The organism is Sporosarcina sp. D27 (assembly GCF_000586555.1).
Taxonomy (GTDB): Bacteria; Bacillota; Bacilli; order Bacillales_A; family Planococcaceae; genus Sporosarcina.
This window is the reverse complement of the sequence record NZ_AZUC01000047.1, coordinates 359,046-371,487: the sequence shown is the minus strand read 5'-3', so window position 1 is coordinate 371,487 and position 12,442 is coordinate 359,046. Positions and strand designations below refer to the sequence as shown.

The following is a 12,442-nucleotide window of genomic DNA, read 5'->3' as shown; positions in this document are numbered from 1 at the left end:
AACGAGAGGTGTGAAGCTCTTTGAAAGAAATAATCGGAATGCGGTCAAAAAAGAGACTGCGAGCCGTTTTCGTTATTTTTTTACTCCTACTGGGGGCAACTGTAGGGAAATTATTTCATGCACAAATCATTAAACATGAATGGCTGAAAGAGCGCGCACAAGCAAACTGGGATCGAGAAATTCCATTTGGCGGGGTTAGAGGAGAGATTGTGGATCGAAATGGCAAGTTGATTGTCGGCAACCAACTTGCCCCGACTCTTTACTTCATGCCTGCTCAAAACCCTGATCCTGAAGATGCGGCAGCGAAACTAGCGCCCATCCTCCAAGTCGATCAGGAAAAGTTAGCCGAGAAAATGAGTAAAAAAGATTACATGGTCAAACTGGCACCAGAAGGAAAGAATATTGCGAAAGCTCAAGCGGATGAGATTTCTGCGTTGAAAATTCCTGGTCTTTACACAGGTGTAGATTTTATGCGCAATTATCCAAATGGCGAACTACTTTCACGTCTTTTAGGATTTACAGGATATGATGGTCAAGGTCTTGCTGGTATTGAATACGCATATAACGAATTTCTGAACGGAACAGGGGACAGAATTCGAATGTATACTGATGCAAGAGGAGTGCCGCTCCCCCATGTAGATGATGATTTCAAAGACGGTAAAGAGGGCTCATCCGTAGTTTTGACAATCGATGCCGAGATACAAAAAATTGTTGAACGAGAACTCTCACAAGCGATGGAAAAATATGATGCCAGTCAAGCACTTGCGATTGTGATGAACCCTAAAACAGGGGAGCTTCTATCTTTAGCGTCTGCACCAACTTTCGATCCAGCAAACTATCAGGAAGCGGATCCGAATATTTACAACCGAAACTTACCGGTTTGGATGACGTTTGAACCGGGTTCTACATTTAAGATTATGACATTAGCGGCAGGACTGGAAGAAAAAGTTATTGACTTAGACCATGAAACCTTCAATGATCCAGGGTATACTATGGTAGGTGGAGCTCGCTTGCGATGCTGGAAGCGCGAAGGCCATGGCCATCAATCATTTCTAGAAGTCGTTGAAAACTCTTGTAACCCAGGCTTCATAGAAATTGGCCGTCGACTAGGAGAAGAGAAACTTTCTTCTTATATCCGTGATTTTGGTTTTGGTGAGTCTACAGAATCGGGTATTGCAGGTGAAGCAAATGGTATTTTGTTTGCTAAGGATGCATTTGGACCTGTTGAGCAAGCAACCACTTCTTTTGGTCAAGGAATAGCGGTAACTCCAATTCAACAAGTGCAGGCTGTAGCAGCAGCGGTTAACGGTGGAATGCTGTATAAACCATATATCGTCAAGGAAATTATTGGACCCGATGGGAAAGCAACTCAATCGTACGTACCTGAAATGAAGCGCCGTGTCATCAGTGAGGAAACTTCTGCTGAAGTTAGAAGAGCATTGGAATCTGTTGTTGCCAATGGTTCAGGGCGAAATGCGTTTGTCGATGAAATCAGAGTTGGTGGGAAAACGGGGACAGCGCAAAAAGTTCAAGATGGAAAGTATAAAGAAGGAGACTATATTGTCTCATTCATCGGGGTTGCACCTTCAAACGATCCGGAATTAGTCGTCTATGTTGCAATTGATAGTCCTAAAAACTCAGTTCAATTTGGGGGAGTCATTGCAGCACCAATTGTCGGAAGAATCATTGAGGAAATTTCTCCATTGGCAGGTGTCAAACCACAAAAAAATCAGATGGAAAAAGAATATCGTTGGGGCGATCCAATTACGCAACAAATTCCAGATCTTCGAGGATTGACCAAAGACGAAGTTGCACAACAGCAATATACGCTTAAAATTGAATGGCATGGAAATGGTAAGAAAGTTAGTAAGCAGTTACCTGTACCTGGAACAGAAGTGAATGAAGGAGATGTGATTCACGTTTATACAGAGTAATTGTGCGAATATGACTGAACCAACAATTTGTTTGGGAACACAGAAGGAGAACTAGACATGACGCTCGTCACAACAATCACGGCTATTGCCGTAACATTTGGCCTTACGGCTCTACTGGGTTATGCGATCATTCCACTGCTGAGACGGATGAAATTCGGTCAAAGCATTCGAGAAGAAGGTCCTCAAGCCCATTTAAAAAAAGCAGGGACACCAACAATGGGCGGTCTGATTTTTCTTGTCGCGATTCTTATCGCAACGCCTATTTTGTCTTACATAAATGGCGTACTCACTACTCAGACAATCGTTCTATTGCTTGTACTGGTCGGTTTCGGGGTCATTGGGTTTATAGATGACTTCATCATTGTGGTTATGAAACGAAATCTTGGTCTGACATCTCTGCAAAAACTCATTGGTCAAATCATTATTGCGATCTTCGCGTTTTTCCTATTGAAACTAGGACCTTTTGATACAGTGATATCGATTCCATTCACAGGTTTTGAAATCGATATGGGTATCTTTTATGTCGTATTCCTAATTTTCTGGCTCGTTGGATTTTCGAATGCTGTGAATCTCACAGATGGATTGGATGGCCTTGTATCAGGTACGTCATCGATTGCATTTTCTGCCTTCGGTATTCTAGCAGTTTCCTATAATCAGCAAGATATCGCAATGTTTTCATTTGTCGTTTCTGGAGCCATGCTTGGTTTCCTATTGTTCAACATGAAACCCGCGCGAGTATTTATGGGAGATACGGGCTCACTAGCACTTGGTGGGGCATTGGCAATGATTTCAATGCTTATTAAGCAAGAGTTCTTGTTGCTCATTATCGGGATTGTTTATGTAATTGAAACACTATCCGTAATAATTCAAGTGATTAGTTTTAAAACGACAGGCAAACGGGTATTCAAGATGAGTCCGATTCATCATCATTTTGAACTTTCTGGATGGTCTGAATGGAAAGTGGTTCTTGTCTTTTGGGGAATTGCATTTCTTGCTGCAATCGTACCTGTACTTATGGAGGTGATGTAAATGCACAATGCAGCGCAGTTTTTAGGGAAAAAAGCACTCGTCCTAGGATTAGCAAAAAGTGGTCATGCAGCTGCCTCGTTGCTATCAGCTTGCGGGGCATCGGTTACGTTAAATGACTCTGCACCTGAAGATGGAAACCCATTGGCTGAAGAGTTACGGGTACAAGGAGTCCATGTGATTTGCGGTGGGCATCCAGAAGATATCTTAGAAGCCGGATTCGACTTCATCGTTAAAAATCCTGGTATTCCTTATACCAATTCTGTTATTTTACAGGCTGAGCAACTTGGGATTCCGATTTGGACAGAAATTGAACTTGCCTATCTGATTAGCGAAGCACCGTTTATTGGAATTACTGGTTCAAATGGAAAAACTACAACGACTACACTGCTTTATCACATGTTAAATATCGGCGATAGACATCCTCTAATAGCTGGTAATATTGGGACGGTTGCAAGCACAGTTGCTTCAAAAGCAACAGCTGATGAAGTCATTGTTTTAGAAGCATCTTCGTTCCAATTGATGGGTGTTGATAAATTCCGTCCGCATATCGCAATATGGACAAATTTATACGAGGCGCACTTGGATTATCATGGCAATGCAACAGCGTACGCTGAAGCGAAAGCTCAAATCACAAAAAATCAAACAGCAACTGATTTCCTGATTTATAACGCAGATCAACCAGTAATAAAGCGGTTCATAGAAAACTCAAAAGCCACTCTTGTTCCTTTTACAACAAAAGGAAGATGCTCTGAAGGAATTTCAGCAGACAGTGAGTCGATTTACTGGCTAGGTGAACCGATTATCTCGAGGAATAAAATTACGCTACCTGGAGCGCACAACTTAGAAAATATCTTGTCTGCAACTGCTGCTGCGTTGTTGTATGGCTGTGAACGAAGTGCGATAGAAAGTGTACTCAGTTCGTTTACAGGTGTTAGGCATCGCATGCAATTTGTAACGGAATATGACGGACGGAAATTTTATAATGATTCGAAGGCAACAAATACATTGGCAACGAAAAGTGCGCTATCTTCATTTGAAACACCGACAATTCTAATTGCTGGAGGTTTGGATCGAGGACACTCATTTGAGGAATTACGTCCCCATATGAACCATGTCAAAGCGCTAATTGGGATTGGTGAAACGGGTGATCGACTCTTACAGTTCGCCGAGTCATGTGGCGTAGGAATTGTTTATGAGGCAGGAACTCTTCATGAAGCGGTACTGAAAGCATACGCCGTATCTGAAATAGGAGACACAGTTCTACTATCTCCGGCATGCGCGAGCTGGGATCAGTATCCTAACTTTGAAGCAAGAGGCGATGAATTTATCGAAGCTGTTCAAAAACTAAAAGCATGAATTATCAGTATTCGTTAATTCTTTAAATCTAACAGCGAAAGGATGCATCCACTGCTTTCAAAGTATAGAATGCTCTTTATGTTATCGGCGATAGCACTCACAATAATCGGTGTGCTCTTTGTCCACTCAGCCGCGGCTTATTGGGGAGAAATCCGATATGCTGATGCCGCTCCATTTGCCGTCAAACAACTTATTTACATAGGTGTATCCATTACAATTGCCTATTTGATGATGCGGACCCCTGTCTTATCAACACAGAGGTTTTGGACGTTATTCTATGTTGTAGCTGTCGTGTTATTAACGTTGGTGCTCATTCCGGGTATTGGGGCAGTTAGAAATGGTTCTCAAAGTTGGATTGCATTTGGTCCAATCAGTTTGCAACCTGCAGAGTTTGTGAAAGTGGCTTTGATTGGGAAACTTGCAATGAGTATGAAGACTAAATCTGGTCAGAAAGTTTGGGATTGGCGTCATTTCGCATTGATCTTATTACCCTTTGCGTTGATTATGATGCAACCTGACTTAGGTTCAGCCGTCATAATGATCGTTTCAGCTTTTGTCGTATTGTTTGTTGCAGGTTATCCTCTCACTTTCTTTTCTTTGTTAGGAGTAACAGGTGTTGGAGCGTTCGCTGCGCTAATAGCAGCAGCACCTTACCGTTTAGCTCGCATTAAATCGTACATCGATCCATGGAGTGACCCACTCGGTAAAGGGTTCCAAGGTATCCAGTCGCTTTTTGCAATTGCACCCGGAGGGTTACTAGGACATGGATTTGGAAATAGTAGACAAAAATATTTGTACTTACCTGAGCCTCAAAATGATTTTATCTTTTCGATTATTGCAGAAGAGACGGGCTTTATAGGTGCTACAGTTGTTTTGTTGCTGTTTGTCTGTTTACTTATAGGTGCATTCGGGGTTGCTATTAGAACATCTGGATGGAAAGAATGTCTAGTTGTATCTGGAATGGCATCCATCATTATCTTCCAGACATTCTTGAATGTCGGGGTTGTTTCTGGCCTGCTTCCAGTAACAGGCGTCACCTTACCATTCATCAGCTACGGTGGATCTTCGATGCTGACGACATGGCTTGCCGTAGGTACGATTTTACACTTCTCTAGACAAAAGAAAGATTGAGTGAAAAGGAGGGGGAGGAAATGGAGAAGGTTATCGATATTGAAGAACGAATTCCGTCTATGCGCAAAAAGCGTCGTAAAAAGACGAATAGGAAGTTTGTGTTCATTTTACTCTTATTTGTCACCATCCTCCTCGTCCTCCTTTACTTTCAATCGCAAGCGAGTAAAATCGATGAAGTCGTTCTAAAAGGATCTGTGCTTCATGATAAGGATTACTATTTAGAGCAGGCTGGAATTTCTCCAGGTGATTCCATATGGGGATTTGAAATCGAGGATGCGACCAAACGTCTTCTTGCTGTAGAAGGCGTGCAAGAGGCTTCAGTTTCACGGGAATGGTTTCGGAATGTCCAAGTTACGGTTCAGGAATGGAGCCCGATTGCGTGGATGGATAGAAAAGGACAATACGAGCTCATTCTTGAAAATGGAGATGTTTTCGCGCCAGATGAAAAACCTTTAGTGGACATTCCGATTGTGGAAGGGTTTGAAGATGAAGATATGCGAAAACTTCTTGCCTCACAGCTGATGGAATTAGACGACTCGGTTTACCAACTTGTTTCTGAAATTGTAGAGCAGGAAGAGTCAGATGGTGATGGCGTGATTTTGTATATGAACGATGGATATGAAGTTCACGCGTCACTAGGGACACTATCGGACAAGCTATCTTATTATCCTGAAATTGTGAATCAGCTGAATGGTTCAGAAAAAGGCGTGATTGACGTGGAAGTAGGAACGTATTTCACACCATATAGTAAGTTATATGGAAGTGAAAAAGGTAAAGTGGATGAAGAAAATGCGGACGAAGAAAAAGGTGATGACAGTGAGTCTGAAGACGAGTGATCGAAAAAAAAGGAATAACCGAATTTCTTATGCCCTCGTTTTTTTAGTGCTTGGTTTCATTTTATCCTTTTCGTATCGTACGCTCGGTCCAGGGTCTGAGACGCAACAACTGCGCTCTGAAATCGATTCGAAAGAAGAGGGGTTTCGAGAGGAATTAATCGAACAAAAAGAACGAAACAAGCAGCTGACTGATGAAATTTCATCAAAACAAAAGACGATTGCAGAAGTTGAACAAACTCTAAGTGACACGGAAGAAAATCATGATTTGCTCGTTAAAGAAGCAAAAAATCTCCGTTTACTCCTTGGAGTTGTACCAGCAAGTGGACAAGGGGTTCGTGTGGAACTGGCTGACGGAGATTACGATCCGGCTGAGCAAAATCCGAACGAATATATTGTCCATGAAAGCCAAGTTCTATTAGTAGTCAACGAGCTCAAAATAGCAGGGGCTCAAGCGCTTTCGATTAATGGACAACGTTTGAATGCGAATTCCAGCATAAAATGTACAGGTCCCGTCATTACAATTGATGGACAAACCTATCCTGCTCCTTTCGTTGTAGAAGCAATTGGAGATTCCGATGCGCTTAACTCCTCTCTGTTGCTAAAAGGTGGCGTAATGGACAGTTTGTTATCAGATAACATTGAGATGAAAATCGAGAAGCGGAAAGAGATTCTCATGCCAGCATTACGGGATGATATCCAAGGATAATTCAATCCGACGAGGGAGGATGAGTGTGTATGAGGCGTAAATGGATGTTCACTTTCATCCTGCTCATTGTCGGTTTTATGGTTGCGGTACAGTACAATACTGTTCAGCAGCCGGAAGAGCGAGATACGCGGGACTTGTGGGCAATCAGAAACGAGTTAGCAAAGGAACGGAAACTCCATTCGGAACTATTGACGGAAGTTCGTGAACTGGATAAAACAATAGGGAAATACAATGCATCTGAAGGAGCAAGTGCAGGTAAAGCATTAGCCGATACGGTTCACGATTTACACGAACAAGCAGGAATGATAGACCAAACGGGTCCTGGCATCGTAATAGATGTCGTTCCTTCAGAAGAAAGTATTGCATTCGGTACACCACTTCACGAAGTGAGCCCTGAACTACTGACGCGCTTTGTCAACGAAGTGAACCGTTTTAAAGGGATTGACATGGAAATAGACGGAAAACGTGTAACTGGGTTAAGTGCCGTTCGGGACATAAACGGTGAAACTACCGTGAATGGATTGGCCGTGTCGTTACCACCCTTTCAAATAAAAATCCTTTCTGCGGATTTGAAGAGTAGTGAAAAGTTATATAACTTTTTGCAATCCTCATCAATTCTCGATGACTTCTATTTAGATGATTTTGTGTTAGAGGTTGGACAACCCCAATCTGAAGTGACGATAAATGGCCGAATCGAACAATTTGAAAATCACTTTCTTAAAGAACTGCCAAAGGGGGGCTGACAATGTGGTTACCAATATTGGGGTTAATACTTGGGGTATCGCTTGGATTTCTTTCGGATATCCAGATTCCACAAGAATACGGTAATTATTTGTCAATTGCCGTGTTGGCAGCACTCGATACATTGCTCGGAGGGATCCGAGCGCACTTACAAAGAGTATATGATGATCAAGTGTTCATCACAGGATTTTTCTTCAATATTTTACTGGCTGCAGGACTTGCATTCCTTGGCGTACACTTAGGTGTGGATCTTTATTTAGCTGCTATATTTGCATTTGGCGTCCGGTTATTCCAGAATCTAGCTGTTATTCGACGGGTATTACTCACTAAATGGTCAGAGTATCGAAAAGTTTCTACGACAAATACTTCAAAATGAGAGGATTTCGAGAGGGGATGGCGAAAATATTTAGACAATGCAGTAAGAATACAATAGAATGGAAGAAGAGTCACAATGGGAGGTGCCAAAGATGAGTCAGTCAAATATGTATGTATCACTCGACATCGGGTCCTCCACTATCAAAGTCCTAATCGGCGAGGTGGATGGCGGGTCCCTACATGTGATCGGAGTGGGTAATGTTCAATCTGCCGGTATTCGTAAAGGATCCATTGTGGACATTGACGCAACAGTACAATCTATCCGTAAAGCGGTAGAACAGGCAGAACGGATGACAGGATTACAAGTTAAAGAGGTTGTACTTGGAATACCATCAAATGGTGTTACTCTTCAAGATGTAAAAGGTGTTGTCGCTGTAAATTCCGTGAACCGTGAAATTACAGATGACGATTTAGACCGAGTCATGGAGTCTGCGCAAGTAATGTCTGTTGCACCTGAACGAGAAATTGTAAATATCATTCCGAAGCAATTCATCGTGGATGATTATGATGAGATAAAAGATCCTAGAGGGATGATCGGAGTTCGTCTTGAAATGGACGGTACAATGATTACAACATCGAAAACACTTGTGCACAATATCCTTCGTTGTGTAGAACGGGCTGGGCTGTCCATTCGTGAAATCTATTTGCAACCGCTCGCTTCCGGAACGTTCGCGTTAACAGAAGACGAAATGAATCATGGAACGGCGTTCATCGATATCGGTGGCGGCTCAACGACAGTTTCCGTGTTCTGGGAAAATCGATTCGCCGCAACGACAGTATTACCTGTGGGTGGGGATCATATTACAAAGGATCTCTCGATTATTCTCAAAACGCCGACTGAACAAGCAAGAAAAATCAAGCACCAATATGGTCATGCATTTTACGATGATGCATCTGATGACGAGCTATTTGAAGTTCCGGTAATTGGTGCAGAAACAAAAGATCAGTATAGCCAAAAATACATATCGGAGATTATCGGTGTAAGGCTCGAGGAACTCTTTGAGCTTGTCCTTGAAGAGTTGTATCGCTTGGGGATCCGGGATCTTCCGGGTGGTGTTGTGTTGACTGGTGGCACGACCAAAATGGATGGCATTTTGCAACTGGCACGTCATGTACTCAACACGCGCGTACGAATCCATACGCCAGAATATATCGGCGTTCGTGAGCCGATGTACTCAACAGCGGTTGGCCTAATTCGTTATGCGAGTATGGAAGATACATTCTTTGGGGAAGGACACTCTGAACCAATGGGACAAGCGTATGAAGAAACGGCAGCTGCACCAGCTGCAAGAAAGAGTCACGAACCGAAACAAGCAAAAGATTCACTACTTGGTAAAACAAAACGCTTTTTCGACAGCTTTTTCGAATAAATTCAAGACCCAAATGAGACGTTGAATGATTAGGAGGAGAAGAGATGCTAGAGTTTGATACGAATATTGAAGCGCTCGCAGTCATCAAAGTAATCGGTGTTGGTGGTGGCGGTAATAATGCAGTAAATAGAATGATTGAGCATGGAGTACAAGGTGTAGAGTTCATAGCGGTGAACACCGACGCACAAGCACTTAACTTATCTCAAGCCGAAGTGAAACTTCAAATTGGTGGGAAATTGACACGTGGTTTGGGAGCGGGAGCTAACCCAGAGGTGGGTAAGAAGGCTGCTGAAGAAAGCCGTGAACAGTTGGAAGAGGCGCTTCGAGGCGCTGATATGGTATTTGTCACTGCAGGTATGGGTGGCGGTACAGGTACAGGAGCTGCTCCTGTCATTGCACAAATCGCCAAAGATTTGGGTGCGTTGACAGTAGGTGTTGTGACTCGTCCATTTACGTTTGAAGGACGTAAACGTTCAACACAAGCAATCGGTGGAATTACAGCAATGAAAGAATCTGTTGATACACTTATTGTTATTCCTAATGATAAGTTGCTTGAAATTGTGGACAAAAATACACCGATGCTCGAAGCATTCCGAGAAGCAGATAATGTTCTTCGTCAAGGTGTCCAAGGTATTTCAGATTTGATCGCTGTACCTGGATTGATCAACTTGGACTTTGCCGATGTGAAGACAATTATGTCCAATAAGGGATCGGCTCTCATGGGAATCGGGATGTCCACTGGTGAAAATCGCGCATCTGAAGCGGCTAAAAAAGCCATCTCCAGTCCATTGCTTGAAACGTCAATTGATGGAGCAAAAGGTGTGTTGATGAACATTACCGGTGGTTCTAACTTAAGCCTGTTCGAAGTACAAGAAGCTGCTGATATTGTCGCTTCTGCATCCGATGAAGATGTGAATATGATTTTTGGTTCTGTCATTAATGATGACTTGAAAGATGAAATCATTGTGACCGTCATCGCAACCGGTTTCACAGATGAGCAGATTGCTCAAGTTCGAGGAACACGCGCAGCTGGATATGGTGGAATTCGTCAACGTGAGACGCAAGCACCACAAAGTAATCCGACTCCAAACAATCAAATTCGTCATGAAGAGCCACAGCATCAGCAACCAGTTCATCAAGAACCTGTGCGCAGTCAGCAACAGACCCAACAAGACGATGGCTTAGATATTCCTACGTTTTTACGTAATCGTCGTCGCAAATAATTAAAATGTACAAACCTCCGGCAATCGAGTCGGAGGTTTTTTGTGTTTTTCTTTCAAACAATCTGTCGAACTTTTCTTTCATTTAGGTACCGCAAAGTGACAAAACTCGTAATTGAAAAATGGTAGTCTTGCAAACAAGGAGGACAGCCTATGTATGGGGAAGTCATGATTGGCATAAATATGGTTTTCAATTATACAGTTCTGTCATTTGCAAATGCAACGGGAAATACAAAAATCAGCAGAAAACGATTAGCGTTAGCAGCCTTTGCAGGAGCAATTCCAGCCGTTGCTTTCCCTGGTTCCATCATAGCGTCGTTGACTGCGTTTGCGATCATGACAGGCTGTGCATTCGGTTTTTCAGCGCGACTCTGGAAATCATCAGTGGGTTTAGTGCTAATCGGTGCATTTTTAGCTGGAGGGCTACTATCGGCACTTCCATTTAGTCAGTGGGGGCAAGATTTTCAATATCGCTTAATAATCTATGTAGCCCTTGCCTATTGTTGTCTTCAAATTGTAAAAGTTAAATGGCTCGATGTTCGCAAAATCAGCCGGTTTTCAGAGTTTGCTTGTAGTTCACAATTACATCTTTTCGGCTCTTCTATACCTCTTCATGTATTCATAGATACAGGCAATAGCTGTACCGAACCATTATCGAATGATGCTGTCCATTTTGTCGCACTTCGGGCTTTAAAACCAATTATTCCAGATGAATTCCTTGAAAGCCTACAGCAAATTGGAACTACAAAAGGCGTTATTCCGGATATTACCCAATTTCCTGAACAATACAGGAAGGATTTACGTCTTATTCGTATTCAAACTGTCGAAGGAGCGAATTGGGCGATAGGAATTAGATTTGACGAGTGGGAATTGGAAGGAAACCGGCTACTTGAAAAAGGTTATATTGTTCTAACAGCTGACGATGCACGTTATCCACATAATGCATCTGCGATTTTGCATGTATCTGCCTTGGAAACTAGAGAAGAAGAAAGGGGAATGCTTCATGCTACATGAATTGAAAAAATGGCTATCCGTACTTGCAGGGATATTTAAAAAGAAAAATGGAACGTACTATATTGGGGGACATGAATCGTTACCGAAACCTCTTACTAGAGAAGAAGAAGCGGAAACTATTGCTGCATATATGGCGGGAGACCAACAAGCTAGAGACCGGCTTATAGAGAAAAATTTGCGTCTAGTTGTTTATATCGCTCGCCGTTTCGACAATACAAATACGCATATTGAAGATTTAATCAGCATAGGGGCAATAGGTCTAATCAAAGCAATTGAAACATTCAAAAGTGATAAAAATATTAAGCTGGCAACATATGCTTCGCGTTGTATTGAAAACGAAATTTTAATGCATCTACGGAAAACGAATCGTACGCGTTCTGAGATTTCTTTTGACGAACCACTGAATTCTGATGCAGATGGGAACGAACTCTTGCTGTCTGACATTTTAGGGACGGATGAAGATATTATTACAGATGATGTTGAAAAGAAAATTGAACGACAGCATATGATAGACGCAGTCACGACTCTCAGTGATCGAGAACGTCATATTATGGAATGTAGATTTGGGTTAACAGGAAAAATCGAGATGACTCAAAAGGAAGTTGCAGATTTATTAGGCATTTCACAATCGTATATCTCTCGTTTAGAGAAGAAAATTATTTCGGAACTTCGTGAGCAGTTGAATCATCCAATTGCATAATGGTTGAAATTGGCGTTACAGAAAACCGCA

The 12,442-nt window shown here is 42.4% G+C and carries 12 protein-coding genes; all 12 read left to right on the top strand.

Annotated features, from left to right (window positions below; translation table 11 throughout):
• The first annotated feature begins 38 nt into the window (after positions 1–38).
• The 12 genes from N693_RS0112455 to sigE all read left to right on the top strand — a co-directional run bounded on the left by N693_RS0112455 (position 39) and on the right by sigE (position 12,412).
• The gene (locus N693_RS0112455) at positions 39–1,934 is read left to right on the top strand and encodes a stage V sporulation protein D (protein WP_037593256.1); all 1,896 of its coding nucleotides are present in this window, start codon (positions 39–41) and stop codon (positions 1,932–1,934) included.
• 57 nt (positions 1,935–1,991) lie between these two features.
• Entirely contained in the window at positions 1,992–2,963 is a 972-nt protein-coding gene (gene mraY, locus N693_RS0112450; RefSeq protein ID WP_025785145.1) for a phospho-N-acetylmuramoyl-pentapeptide-transferase, read from the top strand.
• On the top strand, positions 2,964–4,319 hold the full coding sequence (murD, locus tag N693_RS0112445; protein WP_025785144.1) for a UDP-N-acetylmuramoyl-L-alanine--D-glutamate ligase: 1,356 nt from the start codon (positions 2,964–2,966) through the stop codon (positions 4,317–4,319).
• A gap of 78 nt (positions 4,320–4,397) precedes the next feature.
• Entirely contained in the window at positions 4,398–5,450 is a 1,053-nt protein-coding gene (gene ftsW, locus N693_RS0112440) for a putative lipid II flippase FtsW (protein WP_253271188.1), read from the top strand.
• Positions 5,451–5,470: 20 nt separating this feature from the next.
• Positions 5,471–6,286, top strand: coding sequence for a cell division protein FtsQ/DivIB (locus N693_RS0112435; RefSeq protein WP_025785142.1), 816 nt, complete (start codon positions 5,471–5,473; stop codon positions 6,284–6,286).
• Positions 6,231–6,992, top strand: coding sequence for a DUF881 domain-containing protein (locus tag N693_RS0112430; protein WP_037593187.1), 762 nt, complete (start codon positions 6,231–6,233; stop codon positions 6,990–6,992). The genes N693_RS0112435 and N693_RS0112430 overlap by 56 nt, the downstream gene beginning before the upstream one ends.
• A 29-nt stretch (positions 6,993–7,021) precedes the next feature.
• Positions 7,022–7,735, top strand: a complete 714-nt coding sequence (locus N693_RS0112425; RefSeq protein ID WP_025785140.1) for a DUF881 domain-containing protein — start codon at positions 7,022–7,024, stop codon at positions 7,733–7,735.
• A 2-nt stretch (positions 7,736–7,737) separates the two neighbouring features.
• Positions 7,738–8,109, top strand: a complete 372-nt coding sequence (locus N693_RS0112420) for a small basic family protein (protein ID WP_025785139.1) — start codon at positions 7,738–7,740, stop codon at positions 8,107–8,109.
• A 91-nt stretch (positions 8,110–8,200) separates the two neighbouring features.
• Positions 8,201–9,478 carry a cell division protein FtsA gene (gene ftsA, locus N693_RS0112415; RefSeq protein WP_025785138.1) on the top strand — a complete coding sequence of 426 codons (1,278 nt, stop codon included), beginning with the start codon at positions 8,201–8,203 and terminating at the stop codon, positions 9,476–9,478.
• Positions 9,479–9,522: 44 nt separating this feature from the next.
• Entirely contained in the window at positions 9,523–10,701 is a 1,179-nt protein-coding gene (gene ftsZ, locus N693_RS0112410) for a cell division protein FtsZ (RefSeq protein WP_025785137.1), read from the top strand.
• A gap of 150 nt (positions 10,702–10,851) precedes the next feature.
• Entirely contained in the window at positions 10,852–11,712 is an 861-nt protein-coding gene (locus tag N693_RS19695; RefSeq protein ID WP_025785136.1) for a sigma-E processing peptidase SpoIIGA, read from the top strand.
• On the top strand, positions 11,702–12,412 hold the full coding sequence (sigE, locus tag N693_RS0112400) for an RNA polymerase sporulation sigma factor SigE (RefSeq protein WP_025785135.1): 711 nt from the start codon (positions 11,702–11,704) through the stop codon (positions 12,410–12,412). The genes N693_RS19695 and sigE overlap by 11 nt, the downstream gene beginning before the upstream one ends.
• Positions 12,413–12,442 lie beyond the last annotated feature (30 nt).

What these genes read in the sequence shown, in the direction of transcription:
- sigE (WP_025785135.1), top strand. Translation starts at nt 11,702, where the DNA reads ATGCTACATGAATTGAAAAAATGGCTATCCGTACTTGCAGGGATATTT.
- ftsW (WP_253271188.1), top strand. Translation starts at nt 4,398, where the DNA reads ATGTTATCGGCGATAGCACTCACAATAATCGGTGTGCTCTTTGTCCAC.
- N693_RS19695 (WP_025785136.1), top strand. Translation starts at nt 10,852, where the DNA reads ATGTATGGGGAAGTCATGATTGGCATAAATATGGTTTTCAATTATACA.
- ftsA (WP_025785138.1), top strand. Translation starts at nt 8,201, where the DNA reads ATGAGTCAGTCAAATATGTATGTATCACTCGACATCGGGTCCTCCACT.
- N693_RS0112425 (WP_025785140.1), top strand. Translation starts at nt 7,022, where the DNA reads ATGAGGCGTAAATGGATGTTCACTTTCATCCTGCTCATTGTCGGTTTT.
- N693_RS0112430 (WP_037593187.1), top strand. Translation starts at nt 6,231, where the DNA reads ATGAAGAAAATGCGGACGAAGAAAAAGGTGATGACAGTGAGTCTGAAG.
- ftsZ (WP_025785137.1), top strand. Translation starts at nt 9,523, where the DNA reads ATGCTAGAGTTTGATACGAATATTGAAGCGCTCGCAGTCATCAAAGTA.
- mraY (WP_025785145.1), top strand. Translation starts at nt 1,992, where the DNA reads ATGACGCTCGTCACAACAATCACGGCTATTGCCGTAACATTTGGCCTT.
- N693_RS0112455 (WP_037593256.1), top strand. Translation starts at nt 39, where the DNA reads ATGCGGTCAAAAAAGAGACTGCGAGCCGTTTTCGTTATTTTTTTACTC.
- N693_RS0112420 (WP_025785139.1), top strand. Translation starts at nt 7,738, where the DNA reads ATGTGGTTACCAATATTGGGGTTAATACTTGGGGTATCGCTTGGATTT.
- N693_RS0112435 (WP_025785142.1), top strand. Translation starts at nt 5,471, where the DNA reads ATGGAGAAGGTTATCGATATTGAAGAACGAATTCCGTCTATGCGCAAA.
- murD (WP_025785144.1), top strand. Translation starts at nt 2,964, where the DNA reads ATGCACAATGCAGCGCAGTTTTTAGGGAAAAAAGCACTCGTCCTAGGA.